Origin of the sequence: Pseudomonas sp. Tn43, assembly GCF_014192635.1 — a bacterium.
Taxonomy (GTDB): domain Bacteria; phylum Pseudomonadota; class Gammaproteobacteria; order Pseudomonadales; family Pseudomonadaceae; genus Aquipseudomonas.
In genome coordinates, this window is record NZ_JACHYG010000007.1 from 181,626 (window position 1) to 207,588 (window position 25,963).

Consider the following 25,963-nt stretch of genomic DNA (forward strand, 5'->3'; position numbering starts at 1 on the left):
GATCCTCCAGATGACAGATGAGTCGCGTGTTACAGGGTCAGGAAGCCGTCATACAGCCCGTAAGCTGCCACCAGGGCGCCCACGACTACGGCGGTGAAAATCAGCTTCTCGACGTTGGTGAAAACCGGTTTGTTGACTTCAAGCTTGGCCTTGGCGAACAGGATCACGCCGGGGGCATAGAGCAGGGCGGAGAGCAGCAGGTATTTGACCCCGCCGGCATAGATCAGCCAGACCGCGTAGATCAATGCGATGGCGCCGATGAACAGGTCTTTCCTGCGCTCGGCCGCAGCGTTTTCATAACTCTCGCCGCGTACCGCCAGCAGCAGCGCGTACGCCGCCGACCACAGGTACGGCACCAGAATCATCGACGTGGCGAGGTAGATCAGCGACAGGTAAGTACTGGCCGAGAACAGCGTGATGATCAGGAACAGCTGGACCATGGCGTTGGTCAGCCACAACGCATTGACCGGCACATGGTTGGCGTTTTCGCGGCGCAAAAAGGCCGGCATGGTGTGGTCCTTGGCGGCGGCGAACATGATCTCCGCACACAGCAACACCCACGACAGCAGCGCGCCGAGCAACGAGATGATCAGACCGACGCTGATCAGCACCGCGCCCCAATCCCCGACCACGTGTTCCAGCACCGCGGCCATGGACGGATTCTGCAGTTTGGCCAGTTCCGGCTGGGTCATGATGCCCAGGGACAGCACGTTCACCAGCACCAAAAACAGCAGCACGGTGATGAAACCGATGACGGTGGCTTTACCCACGTCGCTGCGTTTTTCCGCGCGGGCCGAGAAGATGCTCGCGCCTTCGATGCCGATGAACACCCAGACGGTGACCAGCATCATGTTGCGCACCTGGTTCATCACGCTGCCCAGATCCGGGTTTTTCAGGCCCCAGATGTCGGCGGTGAAGATCTCCAGTTTGAAGGCGAAAATCGCGATCAGGACAAACAGCAGCAGCGGTACGATTTTGGCGACGGTGGTTATCAGGTTGATGAACGCTGCTTCCTTGATTCCGCGCAATACCAGGAAATGCACCCCCCACAGCAGCAGCGACGCGCCGATCACGGCCGCAACGGTATTGCCCTCGCCAAAAATGGGAAAGAAGTAGCCGAGGGTGCTGAACAGCAAGACGAAATAGCCGACGTTGCCCAGCCAGGCGCTGATCCAGTAGCCCCAGGCGGACGAGAAACCCATGTAGTCGCCGAAACCGGCTTTGGCGTAGGCGTACACCCCGCCGTCCAGATCTGGCTTGCGATTGGCCAGGGTCTGGAACACGAAGGCCAGGGTCAACATGCCGACGGCGGTGATTGCCCAACCAATAAGAACGGCACCGACGTCGGCACTGGCGGCCATGTTTTGGGGGAGCGAGAAAATCCCGCCACCGATCATCGAGCCGACTACCAGCGCAACCAGGGCGCCTAATCGCAACTTACCGGGGGATTCAGACATGCATGACTCCAGTGCAGGCGAAAGAGAAAAACAGATTAAATTCGTTCGCTTTTCCATCATCTGACTTAAATCAATGCATGATCACATTCCATTGTTAATTAATGATTTATAAGCCTTTTACTGGCAAAAGGCTTAATGCCGGGAAAGCCCATCCTGAGGCTTGGAATAAAAGTGAAAGAAATAAAGCGCATCCCGATCAGTTATAAACGCTAGTTGGTTTTTTTGTTTTGGCAAGGTAGGGGGTCGTTGATTTTTCAGTGATATGGATTTATTAAAATCTCCCATCACAACCGCTATTTCCGGGCGGTTGTGAAAGCACGATCAGTTATAAATAAACCGGCGTGACGCTAATGGATAACGTTATTACGCTTTATCCATTTAGTTAATAAACGATTATGTGAGGTCTCGCCGCAATGGAGCGGCGGAATAATGGAGACGCCTGAATGTCGCAACCGACGCAAAAGCTTCGTCTGAATGCGCTGATCGCTTTGGTGGTGGGATCGATGATTGGCGGCGGGATTTTTTCCTTACCGCAAAACATGGCAGCGCGGGCCGAGGTCGGAGCGATATTGATTGGTTGGGCGATCACTGCTGTGGGCATGCTGACCCTGGCCTTCGTGTTTCAGACCCTGGCCAATCGCAAGCCAGAACTCGACTCCGGGGTGTACGCCTACGCCAAAGCCGGTTTCGGCGATTACATGGGGTTCTCGTCGGCCTGGGGCTACTGGATCAGCGCCTGGCTGGGCAACGTCGGTTATTTTGTCTTGCTATTCAGTACCCTCGGTTATTTCTTTCCGGCCTTTGGCCAGGGCAATACACCCATCGCCATCGGCTGCGCGTCGGTTTTGCTGTGGGCGGTGCATTTTCTGGTGCTGCGCGGAATCAAGGAAGCGGCGTTCATCAATCAACTGACCACCGTGGCCAAGATCGTGCCGCTGATCATGTTCGTCGTGATTGCCGCCGTAGCCTTCAAGGCGGACATCTTTACTCGCGACATCTGGGGACGCAGCAACCCGAATTTCGGCGGTGTGATGGACCAGGTGCGCAACATGATGCTGGTGACCGTGTTCGTCTTCATCGGTATCGAAGGCGCCAGCGTGTATTCGGCCAGGGCGCAGAAACGTTCGGACGTGGGCCGGGCGACGGTCATCGGTTTTGTCGGTGTGTTGGCGCTGCTGGTGCTGGTGAACCTGTTGTCCCTCGGCATCATGAGCCAGCCGGAACTGGCCACCTTGCAGAACCCGTCGCTGGCGGCAGTGCTGGAACATATCGTCGGCCCTTGGGGCGCGCTGCTGATCAGCATCGGCCTGGCTATTTCGCTATTGGGCGCCTTGCTGTCCTGGGCATTGCTGTGCGCCGAAATCCTCTTCGCTACCGCGAAAGACAAGACGATGCCAGCCTTCCTGAAAAAAGAGAACGCCAACCATGTGCCGGTCAACGCATTGTGGCTGACCAACGTGATGATCCAGATTTTTCTGCTGATCACGCTGTTTTCCGCCGGTACTTACACCAGCCTGATCTACCTTGCCTCATCGATGATTCTGGTGCCGTATCTGTGGTCGGCGGCGTATGCGGTGTTGTTGAGCGGGCGAGGGGAAACCTATGAGCATGCTTCGGCCGAGCGCACGAAAGACTTGCTGATCGGCGGTATTGCCCTGTGTTATGCGGTTTGGTTGTTGTATGCCGGCGGCGTGAAATACCTGCTGCTCTCGGCGTTGTTGTATGCACCGGGGGTGATCCTGTTTGCCCAGGCCAAGCGGGAGCAGGGCAAACCGCTGTTTACGTTGGTGGAGAAAGGCATTTTCAGCTGTGTGGTTGCCGGGGCGGGGTTGGCGGCCTATGGGTTGTACAGCGGATTGTTGTCGTTGTGAGGTTGTTGCTGGCGTATCAATCCTGTCGAGAATAGGCGGCGCGGGTGCTTTGGACATCGTTGAGCCGAACTGGATTGAGCTGAGCTGAGAGGTGTAGTCAATTCCCGGGCCTCTTCGCGGGCAAGCCCGCTCCCACAGTGAACGAGTTTCCTTGGAGGAATGCGATCACATGTGGGAGCGGGCTTGCTCGCGAAGGGTCACCACCACTGCGCGCGATGGGAACCCAATTCCCCGGCCGGCAGTGCCCACTGCAGCGGTGTCCCGGTGATTTTCAGTGGCACCTTCAACCGATGGGCCGGGCCCCAAGGTGTCTGCTCAATCAACAGCCCTTGATCGTTATCATCCTCCGCCCGCAACGGCTCATCGGTCCCCGCGCCATGCTCAATCAGCAACTTGGCGGTCCGTGCCAACGACAATCTGGCCGACCCGCCACGTTCCAATAACGTGATCGCCGCTGCTGCCATCAAATATCCAGTGGCATGATCAAGCGCCTGCACCGGCAGCGGCGTCGGCTGGTTCGTTTTCTTCCACTGCATCCCCGCTTCGGCAATCCCGCTGCTCATTTGTACCAAGCTGTCGAACCCTCGACGGTTCTGCCAGGGGCCGCCCCAACCGTAGGCGTTGAGGCACACATCAATCAGGCCGGGTGCCAGTCTTTGCCGCACGGCGACGCCGTAACCCAACGTTTCCAGTGCATCGGCGCGGTAGCCGTGGAGCAGGATGTCGGCGTCCTTGAGCAGGCTTTCGAACACCGCGCGATCAGTCTTGTCGTGCAGGTCAAGGAGCGCACAGCGTTTGCCCAAGGTGACTTCCGGTACCACGCCCGGTTCGTTCCAGGTCGGTGGGTCGATGCGCAACACATCGGCGCCCAGGCCCGCGAGAAAACGGCTGGCAATGGGGCCGGCCAACACGCGGGTCAAATCCAGCACCCTGATACCCGCCAGCGGTTGCGCCACCGAACCCCGCCACGGCTTTGCGTTTTCGCCACTGTCGGCGCTGAACTGAATCAACGGCTCGGCATTCACCGCCAAACCTTGGGGATGCGTTTGCCATTGGGCCCAGCTGCGCATTTCGGCTGCGCAACCGCCGGCATCGACTACCGCCTGTTCCAGATCGCACTTCTCCCATCGCGCCACCTTGTTCGCCATTGCAGTGCGGTCGACACAGGCACCGAGCACACTTTCAGCGGCGGCACGATGATGAGGCGCGTTGGTGTGCAGGCGGATCCAGCCGTCCTTGGTTGCGTAGTCACCGGCAACCGGGTCCCATAACGGTGGAACACTCCAGCCCACGGGGCGGATCGACGTCGCGAACCAGAACGACGCCAGGCGGCGGTCGACTTCAAGAGCAGGCAAACGGCCAGTGCGTTGTTGCAGCCACTCACTGACAGCCTGGCCGGCAGCGGCAATGCTTGCGCAGGCAAGGTCGGTGACGGCAAACGCCGAGGGCAGGGCGCCCTTCGAGGTAAACGGGATTGGGGAATGCGGCAAGCCGAGCGCGGCTTGAATGGACGTGAGTAAATCAGTCATCGAAGGCCCTCCGGAGCGAGAGCCCGAGCATAGTTCAAAATACCGCTCGATTAGATGAAAACGCCGGTTGCCGGCCGAATACCCTACTCTGTGGGAGCTGGCTTGCCTGCGATGGCGGTGTATCAGCCAACAGAGATTCGGCTGACACACCGCCATCGCAGGCAAGCCAGCTCCCACAAGGATTTGTGATTGTTGCTACGCCCGGTACTGGTCACGCTTCATCCACGACCTAGCAAATAGGTCGCGTAATCCGGGATGCGGTGTTCGTGAGCCTGATCCATCAACGGGCTGCTGAGCAGGTAGTCGGCGCTGCACTCGTTGCAGGCCACCGGGATATTCCACACCGCCGCGACCCGCAGCAGCGCCTTGATGTCCGGGTCGTGGGGTTGCGGTTCGAACGGGTCCCAGAAGAACACCAGCATGTCGACCCGCTGCTCGGCGATTCGCGCGCCGAGTTGCTGGTCGCCGCCCAGCGGACCGCTGATCATGCTTTCCACCGGCAGGTCGAGGCGTTGTTGCAACAACAACCCCGTCGTGCCGGTGGCGACCAGTTCATGTTGCGCGAGTTTGTCTTTCTGCCGCTCGGCCCAGTCGAGCAAAAATACCTTGCAGTGGTCGTGGGCAACCAAGGCAATACGCTTGCGCGCTGCCAGGGTTCTTTGCGTAAAGCTGATACCGATCATCGCTTGCTTCTCCCAGGCGTAATGCGCCGGTACCGACGCATCTTCCGGCGTTTCACATACCCGTAGGAGCTGCCGAAGGCTGCGATCTTTTGATCCTGATTTCAGCGATCCAGAGAAGATCAAGATCAAAAGATCGCAGCCTTCGGCAGCTCCTACGGGGGCCGTGTCGACGTAGCTGTTTATTCTGCGTTGCAGAGCGCCAGGCAGTTATCGAGCATGCGGTTGGAGAAGCCCCACTCATTGTCGTACCAGGCCAGCACTTTGAGCAGCTTGCCGCTGGACTTGGTGTGGTTGGCGTCGAAGATCGACGACAGCGGGTTGTGGTTGAAGTCGCTGGAGACCAGCGGCAGGGTGTTGTAGCCGAGAATTTTCGAGTGCTGGCTGGCTTGTTTGAGCATCGCGTTGACTTCATCGGCCGACGCTTCACGCTTGAGCTGCACGGTCAGGTCCACCAGCGACACGTTGATCACCGGAACACGCACCGCCATGCCGGTCAGTTTGCCCGCCAGTTCCGGCAGCACCAGGCCCACCGCTTCAGCGGCACCGGTCTTGCTCGGGATCATGTTCTGGGTGGCCGAACGGGCACGGTACGGGTCGGTGTGGTAGACGTCGGTCAGGTTCTGGTCGTTGGTGTAGGCATGGATGGTGGTCATCAGACCGCTTTCGATGCCCAGCTCGCGGTGCAGCACCTGAGCCACCGGCGCCAGGCAGTTGGTGGTGCACGAGGCGTTGGAAATGATCTGGTGCGATTGGCGCAGGATGTCGTGGTTAACCCCATAAACCACGGTGGCATCGGCGCCTTTAGCCGGGGCCGAGATAATCACTTTGCGCGCGCCGGCCGTAATATGCGCGGCAGCTTTGGCGCGGTCGGTGAACAGACCGGTGCATTCGAAAACGACGTCGACCTTTTCCGCGGCCCAAGGCAATTCGGCCGGGTTGCGAATGGCACTGACCGCAATACGGTCGCCGTTGACGGTCAGGCTTTCCTGATCGTGCTGGACATCGGCATCGAATGTGCCATGAACGGTGTCGTACTTGAGCAGGTGAGCGTTCATTGAGCTGTCGCCCAAGTCGTTGATCGCAACGATCTGCAGATCCTGACGATAACCTTGGGTATACAGTGCGCGCAGGACATTACGGCCGATACGGCCAAAACCATTGATTGCGATTCGAAGAGTCATTTACAGCGCCGCCGTCGTTTTGTTGTTGGAATTACAAGATTATTCGCAAAAAAATAGAAAACAAGCCTTTTTAGTGGCAATATTTTGTTTTATCTACAACGAGTGACCTGAATCAACTGGTCCGAATGATCAAGAAAACCGTCTGTCACCCCGATCACAGCGGTGCTTGGTCAGCATAGACAATCAGGTCGCCACATCCGTTAGCCTGGAGTTCTACACATGCATCCCCGCGTCCTTGAGGTCACCGAACGGCTTATCGCCCGCAGCCGCGCCACACGTGAGGCTTACCTTGCATTGATCCGCGGCGCCGCCAGCGACGGGCCGATGCGCGGCAAGCTGCAATGCGCCAACTTCGCCCATGGCGTCGCCGGGTGTGGCAGCGACGACAAGCACAGCCTGCGGATGATGAACTCCGCCAACATCGCCATCGTTTCGTCATATAACGACATGCTCTCGGCGCACCAGCCGTACGAAGTCTTCCCGGAACAGATCAAAAAAGCCCTGCGCGAAATCGGTTCCGTCGGCCAGTTCGCCGGTGGCACGCCAGCGATGTGCGATGGCGTGACCCAAGGCGAGCCAGGCATGGAACTGAGCCTGCCAAGCCGCGAAGTGATCGCCTTGTCCACCGCTGTGGCGTTGTCCCACAACATGTTCGACGGCGCGTTGATGCTCGGCATCTGCGACAAGATCGTGCCGGGCCTGATGATGGGCGCGTTGCGTTTCGGTCATCTGCCGACGATTTTCGTGCCGGGCGGGCCGATGGTGTCGGGCATTTCCAACAAGCAGAAAGCCGATGTGCGTCAGCGCTACGCCGAAGGCAAGGCGACGCGCGAAGAGCTGCTGGAATCGGAGATGAAGTCCTATCACAGCCCTGGCACCTGCACTTTCTACGGCACCGCCAACACCAACCAGTTGCTGATGGAAGTCATGGGCCTGCACTTGCCGGGCGCCTCTTTCGTCAACCCGAACACCCCGTTGCGCGATGCCCTGACCCGCGAAGCGGCGCACCAGGTCACGCGCCTGACCAAGCAGAATGGCGACTTCATGCCGATCGGCGAAATCGTCGACGAGCGTTCGCTGGTCAACTCCATCGTGGCCCTGCACGCCACGGGCGGCTCGACCAACCACACCCTGCACATGCCAGCCATCGCCATGGCCGCGGGCATTCAGCTGACCTGGCAGGACATGGCCGACCTCTCCGAGGTGGTGCCGACCCTGAGCCACGTGTACCCGAACGGCAAAGCCGACATCAACCACTTCCAGGCGGCGGGCGGCATGTCGTTCCTGATCCGCGAACTGCTGGAAGCCGGCCTGCTTCACGAAAACGTCAACACCGTGCTCGGCCACGGCCTGAGCCGCTACACCCAGGAACCGTTCCTGGAAAACGGCGAGCTGGTCTGGCGCGAAGGCCCGATCGAAAGCCTCGATGAAACCATCCTGCGTCCGGTCGCTCGCGCATTCTCCTCAGAGGGTGGCTTGCGGGTGATGGAAGGCAACCTCGGCCGTGGCGTGATGAAGGTCTCGGCGGTCGCGCTGGAAAACCAGATTGTCGAAGCACCAGCCATGGTGTTCCAGGACCAACAGGACCTGGCCGATGCGTTCAAGGCCGGTTTGCTGGAGAAGGATTTTGTCGCCGTGATGCGCTTCCAGGGCCCGCGTTCCAACGGCATGCCGGAGCTGCACAAGATGACGCCGTTCCTCGGCGTGTTGCAGGATCGCGGTTTCAAGGTTGCGTTGGTGACCGACGGGCGTATGTCCGGCGCCTCGGGGAAAATCCCGGCGGCGATCCACGTCAGCCCCGAAGCTTATGTGGGCGGCGCTTTGGCGCGGGTGCAAGAGGGCGATATCATCCGCGTCGATGGCGTCAAAGGCACTCTGGAGCTTAAGGTGGACGCCGAAGAATTCGCAGCACGCGAGCCCGCCAAAGGTTTGTTGGGCAACAACATTGGCAGCGGTCGCGAACTGTTTGGTTTCATGCGCATGGCCTTCAGCTCCGCAGAGCAAGGCGCCAGCGCCTTTACTTCTGCCCTGGAGACGCTTAATTGAAACTGGCTCTGGTCGGTGACATCGGTGGTACCAACGCACGTTTCGCGTTGTGGAAAAACCAGCAGCTGGAATCGGTCCAGGTGCTGGCGACGGCAGACCACGGCAGCCCGGAAGAGGCGATTGCGCTCTATCTGAGCGGCCTCGGTCTGGCGCCGGGTTCGATCGGTTCTGTTTGCCTGTCGGTGGCAGGCCCCGTGAGCGGCGATGAATTCAAGTTCACCAACAATCACTGGCGGCTCAGTCGCCAGGGGTTCTGCAAGACCTTGCAGGTGGATCAGCTGCTGTTGATCAACGATTTTTCGGCGATGGCCCTGGGCATGACCCGCTTGCAGCCGGGCGAATTTCGGGTGGTCTGCGAGGGCACGCCGGAACCCTTGCGGCCGGCGGTGGTGATCGGCCCGGGCACTGGCCTGGGCGTGGGCACCTTGCTGGATCTGGGCGAAGGTCGTTTTGCCCCGCTGCCGGGGGAGGGCGGTCACGTCGACCTGCCGCTGAGCAGTCTGCGAGAAACCCAACTGTGGCAGCACATCTTCAACGAGATCGGGCATGTCAGTGCTGAAACGGCGTTGAGCGGCGGTGGTTTGCCGCGGGTCTACCGGGCGATCTGCGCGGTGGACGGTCACACGCCTGTGCTCGACACGCCTGAGGCGATCACAAAGGCCGGGCTGGCGGGCGATCCGATTGCCCTGGAAGTGCTCGAGCAGTTCTGCTGCTGGCTCGGTCGCGTGGCCGGCAACAATGTCCTGACCACCGGAGCGCGCGGTGGCGTGTACATCGTTGGCGGCGTGATTCCACGGTTTGCCGATTTCTTCGTCAAAAGCGGTTTTGCCCGTTGCTTCGCCGACAAGGGCTGCATGAGCGATTACTTCAAAGGCATTCCGGTGTGGTTGGTGACGGCGCCGTATTCCGGGCTTGTTGGTGCGGGTGTGGCGTTGGATCAGGCTTGAGACCGCGTCGCCTTCATCGCGGGCAAGCCACGCTCCCACAGGATTACCTACATCTGAAAATGTACGCATAACCTTGTGGGAGCGGGCTTGCCCGCGATGAGGCCCTCACCGACAACATAGATCTTTGAACGATCAGGCATAATCCTCTCTAACACAAACAACAAGGACGCCGCCCCGTGAGCTCAGTCAACAAGTCGATTTTGTTGGTCGATGACGATCAAGAGATACGCGAGTTGCTGGACACCTACCTGACCCGCGCCGGTTTCCAGGTTCGTACCACACCCGACGGTGCAGGATTTCGTCAGGCCTTGAACGAGGCGCCGAGCGACCTGGTCATCCTCGATGTGATGCTGCCGGACGAAGACGGTTTCAGCCTCTGCCGCTGGATCCGTCAGCACCCGCGCCAGGCCCATGTGCCGATCATCATGCTCACCGCCAGTTCCGACGAGGCCGACCGCGTCATCGGCCTGGAACTGGGCGCAGACGACTACCTGGGCAAACCCTTCAGCCCGCGTGAATTGCAGGCACGCATCAAAGCCTTGTTGCGCCGCGCGCAGTTCGGTCAGGAGCGTTCCGGCAGTGAAGTGCTGGCTTTCGATGATTGGCGGCTGGACATGGTCAGCCATCGACTGTTCCACATCGACGGCGAAGAAGTGATTCTCTCGGGCGCCGATTTCGCGCTGCTGAAACTGTTCCTCGATCACCCTCAGGAAATCCTCGACCGCGATACCATCGGCAACGCCACCCGTGGCCGTGACCTGATGCCGCTCGATCGCATTGTCGACATGGCGGTCAGCCGTTTGCGCCAGCGCCTGCGCGACACTGAAAAGCCGCCACGGCTGATCCGTACTGTGCGTGGCAGTGGCTACCAACTGGCCGCTAACGTGGTTGCCGGCAATGGTCACTGAGTACCTGCGCAAGCTCGCCGGGCGGGTGCCGGTACCGCGCTCGCTGCTTGGGCGCATGTTGCTGCTGACCCTGCTGGCGGTGCTGTTCGCACAGGCGTTGTCGAGCGTGATCTGGGTGTCACAATTGCGCGCCACGCAGCTCGAAGGCCTGGTCACCAGTGCCCGCAGCCTGGCCCATTCGATGACGGCCAGCGTCAGTTATTTCCGCTCGTTGCCGGTGGCATTTCGGCCGCTGGTGCTCGATCAGTTACGCAGCATGGGCGGCACCCGGTTCGTGGTGACGCTCAACGACAAACCCTTGGGCATGGAAGTGCTGCCGATCACCCCGCGCAAAGAAGCGGTGCTAAAAGCGGTGGACGAAGTGCTGCGCCAGTCGCTGGGTCAGGACACCGATATCTCGGTGACCTTCGTCAGCCCCGAAGACCTGCGGATTTTCAACGGTGGCCTGAAGCTCGATGAGTTGCCGCGCTCCTGGGCGCATTACGCGTTGACCCTGGAACCGGTGAACCCGCCAGTGCTGGTCACGCAAATCCAGATGGCCCCAGGGGAATGGCTGTACATCGCCTCGCTGTTGCCCGAGCCCTACACCAGTCTTGAAGAGCAAGGCCTGCCGGCGCAGCAGGTCTGGTTCATCGTGCTCACCAGCGGTTTCTTGCTGTTGTTCATCGGCCTGTTGGTGCATTGGCAGAGCCGGCCCCTCAAGCGATTGGCGCGGGCGGCGCGGGACATGTCTCTGGGTGCCGAAGTCGAACCGGTGGCCGAGGGCGGCGGCAGTGAAGTGGTGGAAGTGGGTCGCGCCTTCAACGCCATGCGCGAGCGCATCAGCCGTTACCTGACTGAACGTAGCCAGTTGTTCAGCGCCATTTCCCATGACTTGCGCACGCCGATTACCCGGCTGCGGTTGCGGGTCGAATTGCTTGAAGACGAAAAGCTGCAAGCCAAGTTCGGTCGTGATCTGGATGAGCTGGAGTTGCTGGTCAAGGGCGCGCTGCAATGCGTGAAAGACACCGACATTCATGAAAACATCGAACCGGTGGACCTCAATCATGTGCTCGACTGTTTGGTGGAGCCGTATCTGGCGCCCAACGGCAATGGTCGCGTGACCCAGCATGGACGAGCGCTGGCGACGTATCCCGGCAAGCCGCTGGCGCTCAAGCGTTGCATCGGCAACCTGATCGACAACGCCTTGAAGTACGGGCAGAACGCACATCTGCACATCGATGACGACGAAAGCGCGTTTGTCCTGCATGTCGACGATGAAGGGCCAGGCGTGCCGGAGCAGCGTCTGGAGCAGGTGTTCGAACCGCACTTCCGCCTGGCCGGGCAGCAGCAGGGTTATGGCCTGGGGCTGGGGATTGCGCGCAACATTGCCCACAGCCATGGGGGTGAAGTCAGCCTGCAAAACCTGCGTGAAGGCGGGTTGCGGGTGACGTTGCAATTGCCCCGCAGTGTTGATTAGGAAGACCCTGTGGCGAGGGGGCTTGCCCCCGTTGGAGCGCGAAGCGCTCCCAAAACAATCACCGCGGTTTACCTGAAGAAATGAGGTGGCAGTTTTTTTACGACTGCTTCGCAGCCGAACGGGGGCAAGCCCCCTCGCCACAGGTCGTCTGTAGGAGCTGCCGAAGGCTGCGATCTTTTGATTTTGCTTTTTTTTGTCACGACTCTGTGACAAAAGCCGCCCCCTTCGTTACCTGCCCGCCACCGCCCGTTGTTTAGACTGCCCCCAGTCATAACAACAAAAAAGGTCTTCCCATGGACACCTTCCAACCTGCCTTCAGCAGTTGGCTGAACGCACCTGCCCATCAGCAATGGCTCGCCACCGAAGGCCTGCGCCTGTTGGCGTTTGCCAAGGCGGCAAAGCTTGCCGAAGGCTTCGGCAATCTCGATGAAAAGGGTCATCTGGCGGCCAACGCGCAAGCCCAAACCATGAACACCGCACGCATGACCCACAGCTTCGCCATGGCCCACATCCAGGGCCTGCCGGGTTTCGCCGAGCTGGTCGATCACGGCATCCAGGCCCTCAGCGGGCCGCTGCGTGATGCCGAACACGCAGGCTGGTTCGCCACGCCCGAACACCGCGACGGCAATACCGGCAAAGCCGCTTATCTGCATGCCTTCGTGGCATTGGCCGCGAGCTCTGCGGTAGTCGCCCAGCGTCCGGGCGCACAAGCGTTGCTCGACGACGCGATCCATATCATCGACACGCATTTCTGGAGCGAGGAGGAGGGCGCCATGCGCGAATCCTTCAACCGCGACTGGAGCGTCGAGGAAGCCTATCGCGGCGCCAACAGCAACATGCACGCCACCGAAGCCTTTCTCGCCCTGGCCGATGTCACCGCCGACAACCGCTGGCTGATTCGCGCCCAGCGCATCGTCGAGCGCGTCATTCATGATCATGCCGCAGCCAATGATTACCTGGTGGTCGAGCATTTCGACCGTGACTGGCAGCCGCTACGCGACTACAACCACGACAATCCGGCCGATGGTTTCCGTCCTTACGGCACCACACCGGGCCATGGTTTCGAATGGGCGCGGCTGTTGCTGCATCTTGAAGCGGCGCGGGTGCAGGCCGGGATACTCACGCCGGGCTGGCTCGCCACCGATGCGCAAAAACTCTTCGAGCACAATTGTCGCCACGGCTGGGATGTCGACGGTGCACCAGGCATTGTCTACACCCTCGATTGGGATAACCGTGCGGTGGTTCGCCATCGCTTGCACTGGACTCATTGCGAAGCCAGCGCCGCTGCCAGTGCGTTGCTCAAACGTACCGGTGATGAGCAATACGAGCGCTGGTACCGACTGTTCTGGGAATTCTGTGACCGTCATTTCATCGACCGTTGCGATGGCAGCTGGCATCACGAACTCGATCCGCTGAACCGTCCAAGCGCCGATATCTGGGCCGGCAAACCCGACCTGTATCACGCCTGGCAAGCCGTTTTGATCCCGCGCCTGCCGCTGGCGCCGAGCATGGCCACTGCGCTGGCGCAGTTGTCCCAGAGCGTTGCTGTGTAACCATGTGGTGACATTCGCGCGTCCCTTCGTTACCTGCGAAGGGGCATCCCCTGTTTAGAATCCTATGCAGCGCAAGCACCAGACTTGCATGCATAACAACAAGAAAGGTACTCCTAGATGAATGCGATTTCTCGCCTCGCTACTGTCATTTCTCTCGCTTCGTTGCTTCCCGTTGCTGCATTTCCTGTCAGTGCCCTTGCCGCCGATGCCAAAGGCTCGGTGGAAGTCGTTCACTGGTGGACGTCTGGTGGTGAAAAAGCAGCCGTCGATGTGCTCAAGGCCCAAGTCGAAAAAGACGGCTTCACCTGGAAAGACGGCGCAGTCGCCGGCGGTGGCGGTTCCACGGCCATGACCGTACTCAAAAGCCGCGCCGTGGCCGGTAACCCTCCGGGCGTTGCCCAGATCAAAGGGCCGGATATCCAGGAATGGGGCAGCACTGGCCTGCTCAGCACTGACGCCCTCAAAGAGGTTTCCAAGTCCGAAGGCTGGGATAACCTGCTGATCAAGAAAGTCTCCGACACGGTGAAATACGAAGGCGATTACGTCGCCGTGCCGGTGAACATCCACCGCGTCAACTGGCTGTGGATCAACCCGGAAGTCTTCAAGAAAGCCGGGATCGAAAAAGCGCCGACCACCCTCGAAGAGTTCTACGCCGCTGGCGACAAACTCAAAGCCGCCGGCTTCATCGCACTCGCTCACGGTGGCCAGCCGTGGCAGGACAGCACCGTGTTTGAAGACGTGGTGCTCTCGGTCATGGGCGCCGAAGGGTACAAGAAAGCGCTGGTCGACTTGGACCAGAAAACCCTCTCCGGGCCCGAGATGGCCAAGGCCTTCACCGAGCTGAAAAAAATCACCGGCTACATGGACCCCAACCGCGCCGGTCGTGACTGGAACATCGCAGCCGCCGATGTCATCAACGGCAAGGCCGGCATGCAGATGATGGGCGACTGGGCCAAAAGCGAATGGACCGCGGCGAATAAACTCGCGGGCAAGGACTACCAGTGCGTGCCGTTCCCCGGCACCGAAAAAGCCTTCACCTACAACATCGACTCGATGGCTGTGTTCAAGCTAAAAGCCGATCGCAAAGGCGACATCGCCGCCCAGCAAGACCTGGCCAAGGTCGCTCTGGGCAAAGACTTCCAGAAAGTCTTCAGCATCAACAAAGGCTCGATCCCGGTGCGCATCGACATGCTTAACGACATGAGCGCGCTGGGCTTCGATTCCTGCGCTCAAACGGCGGCCAAGGATTTCCTGGCGGACGAGAAGACCGGCGGCCTGCAACCGAGCATGGCGCACAACATGGCCACGTCCCTGGCCGTGCAGGGCGCGATCTTCGATGTGGTCACCAACTTCATGAACGACAAGAACGCTGACCCGGCCAAGGCCAGCGCGCAACTGGCGTCAGCCGTCAAAGCTGCCCAGTAATCCCGGGTGCCGCAGGTATACCTGCGGCCTTTCCCGAAAATGCTCCCCCTGTAGGAGCGAGGCTTGCCCGCGAAGGCGGTGTATCAGTCGACATCGATTCTGGATGTCAGTCCGCATTCGCGGGCAAACCTCGCTCCTACAGATCCTCACTTCTTCACCTGGATTATCCCGATGAGCTCTGTGGCGGTTTTCAGCAAAGCCTCACCGTTCGACGCATTGCAGCGCTGGCTTCCCAAGCTGGTTTTAGCGCCAAGCATGCTGATCGTCCTGGTTGGTTTTTACGGTTACATCATCTGGACATTTGTTCTGTCCTTCACCAATTCCAGCTTCATGCCGAGCTACAAGTGGGTCGGCCTGCAGCAATACATTCGCCTGATGGAAAACGATCGCTGGTGGGTCGCGAGCAAGAATCTCGCGGTGTTCGGCGGCATGTTCATCGGCATCAGCCTGGTGCTGGGGGTGTTTCTCGCGGTGCTGCTGGATCAGCGTATTCGCAAGGAAGGCTTCATCCGCACCGTTTACCTGTACCCGATGGCGCTCTCGATGATCGTCACCGGTACCGCGTGGAAATGGCTGCTCAACCCGGGTCTGGGCCTGGACAAAATGCTGCGCGACTGGGGCTGGGAAGGCTTCCGTCTTGACTGGCTGGTGGATCAGGATCGCGTGGTGTATTGCCTGGTGATCGCCGCTGTATGGCAAGCCTCCGGGTTTGTGATGGCGATGTTCCTGGCCGGCCTGCGTGGGGTCGATCAATCGATCATCCGTGCGGCGCAAGTCGACGGGGCGAGCCTGCCGACCATCTACCTGAAGATCGTATTGCCGAGCCTGCGCCCGGTGTTCTTCAGCGCTTTCATGATCCTGGCGCACATCGCGATCAAGAGCTTCGACCTGGTGGCGGCGATGACCGCGGGTGGCCCGGGCTATTCCTCCGACCTGCCGGCGATGTTCATGTACTCCTTCACTTTCAGTCGTGGCCAGATGGGCATCGGTTCGGCGAGCGCCATGATGATGCTCGGCGCGATCCTGGCGATTCTGGTGCCGTACCTGTACTCCGAATTGCGAGGCAAACGCCATGAGTAATCAACTCGCAAAGCCGGCGATCAGCTTCAGCCGCATCGCGATCTACGCAACCTTGCTGCTGGCCGCCGCGATCTATCTGGTCCCGCTGGTGGTGATGCTGCTGACCAGTTTCAAATCCCCGGAAGACATCCGCACCGGCAACCTGTTGAGCTGGCCTACCGTGATCGACGGCATCGGCTGGATCAAGGCCTGGGACGTGGTTGGCGGCTACTTCTGGAACTCGGTAAAAATCACCGTGCCAGCGGTTTTGATCTCGACCTTCATCGGCGCAATGAACGGCTATGTGCTGTCGATGTGGCGCTTTCGGGGCTCGCAACTGTTCTTCGGCCTGTTGTTGTTCGGCTGCTTCCTGCCGTTCCAGACCGTGCTGCTGCCGGCCTCGTTCACCCTCGGCAAGTTCGGCCTGGCCAATACCACCACCGGTCTGGTGCTGGTGCACGTGGTCTACGGCCTGGCATTCACCACGCTGTTCTTCCGTAACTACTACGTGAGCATTCCGGATGCGCTGGTCAAGGCAGCGCGGCTGGATGGCGCGGGGTTCTTCATGATTTTCTGGAAGATCCTGCTGCCGATGTCGATCCCGATCGTGATGGTCTGCCTGATCTGGCAGTTCACGCAAATCTGGAATGACTTCCTGTTCGGCGTGGTCTTCGCCAGTGGCGATGCCCAGCCGATTACCGTGGCCCTGAACAACCTGGTCAACACCAGTACCGGGGCCAAGGAATACAACGTTGATATGGCCGCCGCGATGATCGCCGGGCTGCCGACACTGCTGGTCTACATATTCGCTGGCAAGTATTTCCTGCGTGGGCTGACGTCCGGCGCGGTCAAGGGGTAGAACATGGCAACTCTCGAATTACGCAACGTCAACAAGACCTACGGTGCCGGTTTGCCGGACACCCTGAAAAACATCGAACTGAAGATCAATGACGGTGAGTTCCTGATCCTGGTCGGTCCATCGGGCTGTGGTAAGTCCACGCTGATGAACTGCATCGCGGGTCTGGAAAGCATCAGCGGCGGCGCGATTCTGGTGGACGACGCCGACATCAGCGGCATGAGCCCGAAAGATCGCGACATCGCCATGGTGTTCCAGTCATACGCGCTGTACCCGACCATGAGCGTGCGGGACAACATCGCGTTTGGCCTGAAGATTCGCAAAATGCCCGTCGCCGAAATCGACGAAGAAGTCGCTCGCGTGGCCAAGCTGCTGCAGATCGAACACCTGCTCAGCCGCAAGCCGGGCCAGCTTTCCGGTGGTCAACAACAGCGTGTGGCCATGGGCCGGGCGCTGGCGCGACGACCGAAGATTTACCTGTTCGACGAACCGCTGTCCAACCTCGACGCCAAGTTGCGGGTCGAGATGCGCACCGAAATGAAACTGATGCACCAGCGTCTGAAAACCACCACGGTCTACGTGACTCACGACCAGATCGAAGCCATGACCCTGGGCGACAAAGTGGCGGTGATGAAGGACGGGATCATTCAGCAGTTCGGCACGCCCAAAGACATCTACAACAACCCGGCCAACCTGTTCGTGGCGAGCTTCATCGGTTCGCCGCCAATGAACTTCATTCCTCTGCGGTTGCAGCGTAAGGAAGGTCGGTTGATAGCGCTGCTCGACAGCGGTCAGGCGCGCTGCGAATTGCCGCTGGGCATGCAGGACGCCGGTCTCGAAGACCGCGAAGTGATCCTCGGCATGCGCCCGGAGCAGATCGTGCTGGCGGGCAGCGAGCCGAATGGTTTGCCGACCATTCGTGCCGAAGTGCAGGTCACCGAACCGACCGGGCCCGACACGCTGGTGTTCGTCAACCTCAACGACACCAAGGTCTGCTGCCGCCTGGCACCGGACGTCGCGCCGGCCGTGGGCGAGACCCTGACCCTGCAATTCGATCCATCGAAAGTGCTGTTGTTCGATGCCAAGACCGGTGAACGCCTGGGGGTGGCCGGCCTGCCAAAAACCGAAGCTCACAGCGCCAACGTGGCGCAGTTCAAAGGCCGCTGAAGAATCAAATGTGGGAATGGGCTTGTGGCGAGGGGACTTGCCCCTGTTCGAGCGCATAGCGCTCGTAGGTCTTGGGGCCGCTGCGCGGCCCAACGGGGGCAAGCCCCCTCGCCACAAGCGCGCTCCCACAGGGGGAATCCGTGGCGTGCGTCACGACCGTTGTAAACCGCGTTAGATAAAAACAGTTAATAACAATAAAACGAGGATGTAGGGATGAAGAAGAAGAACAACGCTCAGCTTATCTGCCAGTTGTCAGCGATTGCGGCAATGATGCTGGCCGGTAGCGCACACGCGGCTGAGGCGTTCAGTGCCGACTCGCAGTGGATGACCGGGGATTGGGGTGGCGAGCGGACCAGGCTGATCGAACAAGGTATCGACATCAAGGCCGACTACGTCGGTGAAATGGGCGCCAACCTGCATGGCGGCTATAACGACGACAAGACGGCACGTTACGCTGACCAGTTTGGTCTGGGCGTGGCACTGGACCTGGAAAAACTGTGGGGCTGGGATAACACCCAGGCCAAGATCCAGCTCACCAACCGTAACGGTGAAAACATCTCCAATGACCGTGTCGGCGACCCGCGTGCCGGTACCTTGAGTTCTTCTCAGGAAGTCTACGGCCGTGGCCACATGGTCCGGCTGACCCAGCTGTGGATCAAGCACCAGTTCCTCGACGGTAAACTGGACGTCAAGGCTGGTTACTTCGGCGAAGGTGAAGACTTCAACACCTTTCCTTGCGAGTTCCAGAACCTGGCCTTCTGCGGTTCCCAAGTGGGTAACTGGGCAACCAACATCTGGTACAACTGGCCGGTCATGCAGGCGGCAGTTCGGGTGAAGTACAACATCACGCCTGAGTTCTATGCGCAGATTGGCGCGTACAACCAGAACCCGTCGCAACTTGAGCACGGCAACGGCTTCAAGCTCAGCGGCAGTGGTACCGAGGGCACCGTCTTGCCGGTCGAATTGGTCTGGTCGCCGAAGGTCAACAACCTGCCGGGCGAATACCGTGTCGGTTACTACAAAAGTACGGCCAACGCCGATGACGTGCGTGAAGACGAAGATGGCAATGATGCCGCGACCACCGGCAACGCCTATCGCCGTCACGATAGCAAGCACGGCTACTGGTTCGTGGCGCAGCAACAACTCACCACGCATAACGGTGATGCTTCGCGCGGTCTGAACATTGCGGCCAACGCCACTTTCCACGACAAGGACACCAACATCGTCGATAACTATCAGTCGCTGATGTTCGTGTACAAAGGCCCGTTCGATGCGCGTCCCAAAGATGATGTGGGGATCGGTTTCGCCCGTATCCATGTCAACGAAGATGTGAAGAAAAACGCCGAGTTGGTCAACGCCGCCAATGGCGTTAGCGACTATAACGATCCGCTGTTCTCGCCCCTGCGTTCCACCGAGTACAACTATGAGATCAACTACGGTTTCCACGTCACCAACTGGCTGACCGTGCGTCCTAACCTGCAATACATCACTCACCCCGGCGGTGTGGATGAAGTCGACGATGCCCTGGTGGCCGGTCTGAAAATTCAGTCGGTGTTCTGACGCTGTTGCGATAAGCTCCTCTCTATGTGCGCATTTTTGCGGACGGCCATGGCTGTCCGCTTTTTTTTGTGCAAGGTCAAACAGGACCTGTGGCGAGGGGGCTTGCCCCCGTTGGAGTGCGCAGCGCTCCCAATCTTCACCAGGTTTCGTCTGAAACAGTCAATTGGCCATTTTTACGACTGCTTCGCAGCCGAACGGGGGCAAGCCCCCTCGCCACAGTGGTTCACTGGGCACAAGAGTACGAGTACACCCATGATTTTCAGGACCGCGGCACATGCTTGAGCATCCGCTACAACGCTTCTTCAAATCCTTGCGCGAACGTCCGGTGTTTGCGTGGGAGCGCTATCAGATGCGCGATGTGTTGGTGATCGATCATCCGCTGTGTCAGGCGGTGTTCAGTCGGCAGGGCGCGCAGTTGCTGCATTTCCAGCCTAAGGGGCAGAAACCCTGGCTGTGGTGCGCGGCGAAATGGCCGCATGTCGGCGCGATTCGCGGCGGCGTGCCGGTTTGCTGGCCGTGGTACGGCCGTCATCCAAGCGAAAACGCCTGGCCGTCCCATGGCTGGGCGCGTTTGCTCGACTGGAAATTGCTCGACAGCAGCAGTGATGACGATGGCGTGCACTTGCACTGGCAGTTACAGCTGTGCGACTGGCAAGTGGATTTGCATGCGCATCTGGGCGAACGCATGGATTTGCACTTGAGCACCGAGCATCAAGACGACATGCCGTGCCAGTTGAGCCAGGCGTTGCACGCCTATTGGCGTATTGGTGACGTGGCTGAGGTAGCGCTGTCTGGGCTCGATGGTGCGCAAGGTTATGACCAGTTGAGCCGCCAGGTTTGTCAGCAGGAAGGTGAGTTGCGGGTCGACGGCGGTTGTCAGCGCGTGTTCCAGCATGATGGCGAATTGCAGCTCAAGGATCACGCCTGGCAGCGGCAATTGTGCATCGACACCGGTGATCATGCAGACACCGTGGTCTGGCATCCCGGCTCGCGACCGTTGCTGGGTGTGAGCTGGAACGAGGTTTTAGAGTTTGTTTGTGTGGAAGCGGCCAGCGGCGGCACCGACAGCCTGTGCCTGGCACCGGGGGAGCGGGCGCATTTGAGTTTGCAGGCGCGGGTTGGAGCGTAGGAAAGATGATCGTTCCCACGCTCTGCGTGGGAATGCAGCCCGTGACGCTCCGCGTCACTGGACGCGGAGCGTCCCTAGAGGCCTTCCCACGCAGAGCGTGGGAACGATCGGTACGAGTTAATTGAATTCATCCCCAATCGGATACCGACTGGCATTCAGGCTTTCCTTGATCTTGCGCAAATGCGGCTGGAAATCCACGCCCCGGCGCAGGGTCATGCCGGTGGCGAGCACATCGAGCACGGTCAGTTGAATGATCCGCGACGTCATCGGCATGTAGATATCCGTGTCTTCCGGCAGCGGAATGTTCAGGCTCAAGGTGCTGGCCTTGGCCAGTGGCGAACCCTCCGCCGTCAGGCCCAGCACCGAAGCGCCGTTTTCCCGGGCAATGCGCGCCACTTCCACCAGTTCCCGGGTGCGGCCGGTGTAGGAAATGATCACGAACAATTCACCGGTGTGGGCCACCGAGGCGATCATACGTTGCATCAGCACGTCGGCATGGGCGGTTACCGCCAGGTTGAAACGGAAGAACTTGTGCTGCGCATCCAGCGCCACCGGAGCAGAAGCGCCGAGGCCGAAGAAGTGGATCTGCCGGGCCTGGATCAACAGGTCGACGGCGCGGCTGATCAGGCTCGGGTCAAGCGCCTGCAACGCACTGTCCAAAGAGGCGATGGCGCTGCCGAAAATCTTTTTTGTATACGCTTCCGGATTGTCATCGGCTTCAACTGCCCGGCTGACATACGCCGCGCCACTGGCCAGGCTTTGGGCCAGTTGCAGTTTCAGTTCCGGGTAGCCGCTGACGCCGAAGGAGCGGCAGAAACGGTTGACCGTCGGCTCGCTGACCTTGGAGGCCTGGGCGAGGGCGGCAATGCTGAACCGGGTGGCCTGCTCCGGATTCAGCAGAATCACTTCGGCGACTTTGCGTTCAGCCTTGTTCAGGTCTTCAAGGCGATTCTGGATCTGTTCCAGTAAATTTCGCACGCGATCCATTTAATGTTCCTTAGGTCAGCAGCGCAAATAAGCGTTCGACTAATGCAAATTGGGCCTTTGATACGGCCCATAACGGTGGCCTATCCTACTGATGGCTCCGACCGACCACCACTCGGAATCTGTATTTTGCGAAAATGTTGTGGTTATTACTACATTTTCCCTTGAGTGATGCCTTGAAAAAAGGTATTTGTAGCTTAACTTGATAAAAGAACAAACATCATGCCTTCGATTACGGTTGAACCTTGCACCTTTGCCTTGTTCGGCGCTCTCGGCGATCTGGCCTTGCGCAAGCTGTTTCCTGCCCTTTATCAGCTCGATGGCGCCGGCCTGCTTCATGAGGATACGCGCATTATCGCGCTGGCCCGTGAACCCGGCAGCGAGCAGCAGCATCTGGCATTCATCGCCACTGAGCTGCGCCGCTATGTGGGCGCCAAAGAACTGGATGAAGCGGTGGTCGAGCGCTTCCTGGCCCGTTTGAGCTACCTGCATGTCGACTTCCTGAAGGCTGACGACTACGTCGCCCTGGCCGAGCAGGCTGGCAGTGCCCAGCGGGTGATTGCCTACTTCGCCACCCCGGCGGCGGTGTATGGCGCTATTTGCGAGAACCTGTCGAAGGTCGGCCTGACCGAAAACACCCGCGTGGTGCTGGAAAAACCCATCGGTTCGGACCTGGAATCCTCGCGCAAGGTCAACGACGCCGTGGCGCAGTTCTTCCCGGAGAATCGCACCTACCGCATCGACCATTACCTGGGCAAAGAGACCGTACAAAACCTGATCGCCCTGCGTTTCGCCAACAGCCTGTTCGAAACCCAGTGGAACCAGAATTACATCTCCCACGTGGAAATCACCGTGGCCGAGCAGGTCGGGATCGAAGGCCGTTGGGGCTATTTCGACAAGGCCGGGCAGCTGCGGGACATGATCCAGAATCACCTGCTGCAATTGCTCTGCCTGATCGCCATGGACCCGCCGGCCGACCTGTCGGCCGACAGCATTCGCGATGAGAAAGTCAAAGTCCTCAAGGCGCTGGCGCCGATCAGCCCGGAAGGCCTGAGCACTCAAGTGGTGCGCGGCCAATACATCGCCGGCCACAGCGAAGGCAAGTCGGTACCCGGGTATCTGGAGGAGCCTAATTCCAACACCCAGAGCGACACCGAAACCTTCGTCGCCCTGCGTGCCGATATTCGTAACTGGCGCTGGGCCGGCGTGCCGTTTTACCTGCGCACCGGCAAGCGCATGCCGCAGAAACTGTCGCAAATCGTCATCCACTTCAAGGAACCGTCGCACTACATCTTCGCCCCTGAGCAGCGCTTGCAGATCAGCAACAAACTGATCATCCGCCTGCAACCGGACGAAGGCATTTCCTTGCGCGTGATGACCAAAGAACAAGGCCTGGACAAGGGCATGCAGCTGCGCAGCGGTCCGTTGCAGCTGAATTTTTCCGACACCTGGCGCAGCGCGCGGATTCCCGACGCCTACGAACGGTTGTTACTGGAAGTGATGCGCGGCAATCAGAATTTGTTTGTCCGTAAAGATGAAATCGAAGCCGCGTGGAAGTGGTGTGACCAGTTGATCGCCGGGTGGAAAAAATCCGGCGATGCGCCCAAGCCGTACGCGGCCGGGTCGTGGGGGCCGATGAGCTCCATTGCACTGATTACGCGGGACGGGAGGTCGTGGTATGGCGATATCTGAATTGAAACTGCCTCAGGGCGTCAGCGCTCATGAGTTCAAAAGCCCGGTGCTGCTGGCCGAAGGCCTGGCATTGGCGGTGGCCAGGCAACTGAGCGACGCGATTGCCGCACAAGGCGCCGCGACGCTGGTGGTGTCTGGCGGACGCAGCCCGGTGGCGTTTTTTCAGCACTTGGCCAAGCAGGCGCTGGACTGGTCGAAAGTGGTGGTCAGCCTGGCTGACGAGCGCTGGGTGCCGATAGAACATGCCGACAGCAATGCCGGTCTGCTCAAGCGTTATCTGTTACAAGGCCCGGCGGCCAAGGCCCAATTCCTGAGTCTCTACAGTGCCACCGCCAACCTGGAACAGGCCGCCGAGCAGGCTGATCGCTTGCTCGCCGAATTGCCGCCGATCGACGTGCTGGTGCTGGGCATGGGTGACGACGGTCATACCGCGTCGCTGTTCCCCAATAGCCCGAACCTGGCCGAAGCCTTGAAAGCCGAGGGCACCCGTCGCTGCTGGCCAATGCTGGCGCCGACCGTGCCCCGTCAACGCCTGACCATGAGTCGTGCGTTGCTCGCTTCGGCCAAGCACACCGTTCTATCGATTTCCGGTCAGTCCAAGCTGACTACCCTGAACGCCGCACTGGCCGGTGACGATGTCGCCGCCATGCCGATTCGGGCGTTTCTGCAACCTACGTTAGAGATTTACTGGTGCCCATGAACCAAGGATCAGCCGCTATGACAAACACATCCCCGACCGTTTCCATGGCGGACAAAGTTGCCCTGATCGACAGCCTCTGCGCCAAGGCGCGGATTCTGCCGGTGATCACTATCGCCCGTGAACAGGACGTGCTGCCGTTGGCTGACGCCCTGGCGGCCGGTGGCCTGACGGCGCTGGAAGTGACCCTGCGTTCGCAGTTCGGTCTCAAGGCGATCCAGATCCTGCGCGAGCAGCGTCCGGAACTGGTGACCGGTGCCGGCACCGTGCTGGATCGCAGCATGCTGGCCGCGGCCGAAGCGGCGGGTTCGCAATTCATCGTCACGCCGGGCATTACCCGTGACCTGCTTGAAGCCAGTGTCGGCAGCCCGATCCCCTTGTTGCCGGGCATCAGCAATGCCTCCGGCATCATGGAAGGCTATAGCCTGGGTTATCGCCGCTTCAAGCTGTTCCCGGCGGAAGTCAGCGGCGGCGTTGCGGCCATCAAGGCCCTGGGCGGTCCGTTCGGCGAAGTGAAATTCTGCCCGACCGGCGGCGTCAGCCCGGCCAACATCAAGAGCTACATGGCGTTGAAAAACGTGATGTGCGTGGGCGGTAGCTGGATGCTTGACCCTGAGTGGATCAAGAACGGCGACTGGGCCCGCATCCAGGAATGCACCGCCGAGGCGTTGGCGCTGCTGGACTGATTTACCGGATTTTTACCAAACACTTCGTTGTGTGTTCTACGGCTTTACGGTGTGCTTGGTCAGTGCACCGTTTTTTTTTGCCTGCTGAAAACTTCTGTGACTAATCGAAACGATCTTTGTAGCAGCTGCCGAGCCTGCGAGGCTGCGTTCGGCTGCGTAGCAGTCGTGAGTCCGGCTGACGCGGTTTGTCTGATGCACCGCAAGCTCTGGTTTGACGACTGCTACGCAGCCGAACGCAGCCTCGCAGGCTCGGCAGCTGCTACAGGACATCATGCGATACATAGTTACCGCATCTCGTCGCTCGTCTGGCGTTAACCTGCGTTCATCTTATGGAAGAGAGAGCGTCATGGAAGACAACATTGCAATTTCATCCCCACCCCCGGTCTGCCAACTGTCACCCGAGCAGATCGCCGGCCCCTATTTTCGAAACCCGAAACTGATCAGACGCAACATCAGCGAAGGCATGGACGGCATCCCCTTGGTGCTGCGGCTGACGATCGTCGATGCGATGACCGGTCAACCGGTTACCGGGGCACTGGTCGATATCTGGCATTGCAATGCGCGCGGGGCGTATTCGGGGTGGAGCAAGATCGACCCGGACAAGGAAGTCGACGTCGGTAGCATCGGTTCGATCCCGCGCACCGATGACGATACCTACCTGCGCGGCGGGCAATTTACCGATCAGCAGGGCGTGGTGCGTTTTACCACCATCTATCCCGGTTTTTATGCTGGCCGTGCCCTGCATATTCATGTGGCGGTACGAATCACCGCCGGCAACAACTACCTGCAAGAGCGGCATGTCGCCTGGGTCGGCCAGCTGTATTTTCCCGAGGTGGCCTCGCGCACGGTACTCAATGCCCGCGAGTACCGTGGGCGTGGCATCTGCGCGCTGAAAAACGAGCAGGATGAGTTCTTTCAGGGCATGGGAGGTGAAGCCTCGACCCTGACTGTCCATGCCATCGGTCGAGACTCGAACGAGGACGGCTTTTTCGGGCACATGACCATCGGTGTCGACACGTTTGCGGTGTCATCGCAAATAAAACCCGAAGACTTCGACAAATACACAGTGTGACC

The 25,963-nt window shown here is 59.7% G+C and carries 21 protein-coding genes; 16 read left to right on the forward strand and 5 right to left on the reverse strand.

What is annotated here, in order from left to right; translation table 11 throughout:
* Positions 1-29: 29 nt before the first annotated feature.
* The gene (arcD, locus tag FHW68_RS19185) at positions 30-1,457 is read right to left on the reverse strand and encodes an arginine-ornithine antiporter (protein ID WP_095632159.1); all 1,428 of its coding nucleotides are present in this window, start codon (positions 1,455-1,457) and stop codon (positions 30-32) included.
* Positions 1,458-1,900: 443 nt separating this feature from the next.
* On the opposite strand from arcD (FHW68_RS19185), the gene arcD (FHW68_RS19190) reads away from it, so the two are divergent.
* A complete protein-coding gene (gene arcD, locus FHW68_RS19190) occupies positions 1,901-3,328 on the forward strand; it encodes an arginine-ornithine antiporter (protein ID WP_183682329.1) in 1,428 nt (475 codons plus the stop codon).
* Between the two features lie 197 nt (positions 3,329-3,525).
* On the opposite strand, the gene FHW68_RS19195 is transcribed toward arcD (FHW68_RS19190), so the two are convergent.
* The 3 genes from FHW68_RS19195 to gap form a co-directional block, all read right to left on the reverse strand.
* Positions 3,526-4,857 carry a CoA transferase gene (locus FHW68_RS19195; protein ID WP_183682332.1) on the reverse strand — a complete coding sequence of 444 codons (1,332 nt, stop codon included), beginning with the start codon at positions 4,855-4,857 and terminating at the stop codon, positions 3,526-3,528.
* Between the two features lie 218 nt (positions 4,858-5,075).
* A complete protein-coding gene (locus tag FHW68_RS19200; RefSeq protein ID WP_095632156.1) occupies positions 5,076-5,540 on the reverse strand; it encodes a methylglyoxal synthase in 465 nt (154 codons plus the stop codon).
* A gap of 179 nt (positions 5,541-5,719) precedes the next feature.
* Complete coding sequence (gap, locus tag FHW68_RS19205; protein ID WP_095632155.1) at positions 5,720-6,721, reverse strand: type I glyceraldehyde-3-phosphate dehydrogenase; 1,002 nt, start codon at positions 6,719-6,721, stop codon at positions 5,720-5,722.
* 219 nt (positions 6,722-6,940) lie between these two features.
* Between gap and edd the strand changes: the two genes are divergently transcribed.
* From edd to FHW68_RS19260, 11 genes are all read left to right on the forward strand, one after another.
* Positions 6,941-8,767: a phosphogluconate dehydratase gene (edd, locus tag FHW68_RS19210; protein ID WP_095632154.1), complete on the forward strand. Its 1,827-nt coding sequence runs from the start codon at positions 6,941-6,943 to the stop codon at positions 8,765-8,767.
* A complete protein-coding gene (locus FHW68_RS19215; protein WP_183682335.1) occupies positions 8,764-9,714 on the forward strand; it encodes a glucokinase in 951 nt (316 codons plus the stop codon). Before edd ends, FHW68_RS19215 begins: the two co-directional genes overlap by 4 nt.
* 176 nt (positions 9,715-9,890) lie before the next feature.
* Complete coding sequence (locus FHW68_RS19220) at positions 9,891-10,622, forward strand: response regulator (protein WP_008072948.1); 732 nt, start codon at positions 9,891-9,893, stop codon at positions 10,620-10,622.
* Positions 10,612-12,081 carry an ATP-binding protein gene (locus tag FHW68_RS19225; RefSeq protein ID WP_183682338.1) on the forward strand — a complete coding sequence of 490 codons (1,470 nt, stop codon included), beginning with the start codon at positions 10,612-10,614 and terminating at the stop codon, positions 12,079-12,081. Before FHW68_RS19220 ends, FHW68_RS19225 begins: the two co-directional genes overlap by 11 nt.
* A gap of 293 nt (positions 12,082-12,374) precedes the next feature.
* Entirely contained in the window at positions 12,375-13,634 is a 1,260-nt protein-coding gene (locus FHW68_RS19230; RefSeq protein ID WP_183682341.1) for an AGE family epimerase/isomerase, read from the forward strand.
* Between the two features lie 117 nt (positions 13,635-13,751).
* On the forward strand, positions 13,752-15,059 hold the full coding sequence (locus FHW68_RS19235) for an ABC transporter substrate-binding protein (RefSeq protein ID WP_095632149.1): 1,308 nt from the start codon (positions 13,752-13,754) through the stop codon (positions 15,057-15,059).
* Between the two features lie 171 nt (positions 15,060-15,230).
* Positions 15,231-16,139, forward strand: a complete 909-nt coding sequence (locus FHW68_RS19240) for a carbohydrate ABC transporter permease (protein ID WP_095632148.1) — start codon at positions 15,231-15,233, stop codon at positions 16,137-16,139.
* On the forward strand, positions 16,132-16,977 hold the full coding sequence (locus FHW68_RS19245) for a carbohydrate ABC transporter permease (RefSeq protein WP_183682344.1): 846 nt from the start codon (positions 16,132-16,134) through the stop codon (positions 16,975-16,977). The genes FHW68_RS19240 and FHW68_RS19245 overlap by 8 nt, the downstream gene beginning before the upstream one ends.
* Before the next feature lie 3 nt (positions 16,978-16,980).
* The gene (locus FHW68_RS19250) at positions 16,981-18,141 is read left to right on the forward strand and encodes an ABC transporter ATP-binding protein (RefSeq protein ID WP_095632146.1); all 1,161 of its coding nucleotides are present in this window, start codon (positions 16,981-16,983) and stop codon (positions 18,139-18,141) included.
* A gap of 213 nt (positions 18,142-18,354) precedes the next feature.
* Positions 18,355-19,701 (forward strand): carbohydrate porin, encoded by a 1,347-nt coding sequence (locus FHW68_RS19255; protein WP_095632145.1) that lies wholly within the window; start codon positions 18,355-18,357, stop codon positions 19,699-19,701.
* 274 nt (positions 19,702-19,975) lie between these two features.
* Positions 19,976-20,830, forward strand: coding sequence for a D-hexose-6-phosphate mutarotase (locus FHW68_RS19260; RefSeq protein WP_183682347.1), 855 nt, complete (start codon positions 19,976-19,978; stop codon positions 20,828-20,830).
* Positions 20,831-20,947: 117 nt separating this feature from the next.
* On the opposite strand, the gene FHW68_RS19265 is transcribed toward FHW68_RS19260, so the two are convergent.
* Positions 20,948-21,808, reverse strand: a complete 861-nt coding sequence (locus tag FHW68_RS19265) for a MurR/RpiR family transcriptional regulator (RefSeq protein ID WP_177319492.1) — start codon at positions 21,806-21,808, stop codon at positions 20,948-20,950.
* A 228-nt stretch (positions 21,809-22,036) separates the two neighbouring features.
* Between FHW68_RS19265 and zwf the strand changes: the two genes are divergently transcribed.
* The 4 genes from zwf (at position 22,037) to FHW68_RS19285 (ending at position 25,961) form a co-directional block, all read left to right on the forward strand.
* Positions 22,037-23,506, forward strand: a complete 1,470-nt coding sequence (gene zwf / locus FHW68_RS19270; protein ID WP_183682350.1) for a glucose-6-phosphate dehydrogenase — start codon at positions 22,037-22,039, stop codon at positions 23,504-23,506.
* Complete coding sequence (pgl, locus tag FHW68_RS19275; protein ID WP_095632141.1) at positions 23,493-24,206, forward strand: 6-phosphogluconolactonase; 714 nt, start codon at positions 23,493-23,495, stop codon at positions 24,204-24,206. The genes zwf and pgl overlap by 14 nt, the downstream gene beginning before the upstream one ends.
* A 17-nt stretch (positions 24,207-24,223) precedes the next feature.
* On the forward strand, positions 24,224-24,889 hold the full coding sequence (locus FHW68_RS19280) for a bifunctional 4-hydroxy-2-oxoglutarate aldolase/2-dehydro-3-deoxy-phosphogluconate aldolase (RefSeq protein WP_008072964.1): 666 nt from the start codon (positions 24,224-24,226) through the stop codon (positions 24,887-24,889).
* A gap of 346 nt (positions 24,890-25,235) precedes the next feature.
* On the forward strand, positions 25,236-25,961 hold the full coding sequence (locus tag FHW68_RS19285; RefSeq protein WP_183682353.1) for an intradiol ring-cleavage dioxygenase: 726 nt from the start codon (positions 25,236-25,238) through the stop codon (positions 25,959-25,961).
* The last annotated feature ends 2 nt before the right edge of the window (positions 25,962-25,963 follow it).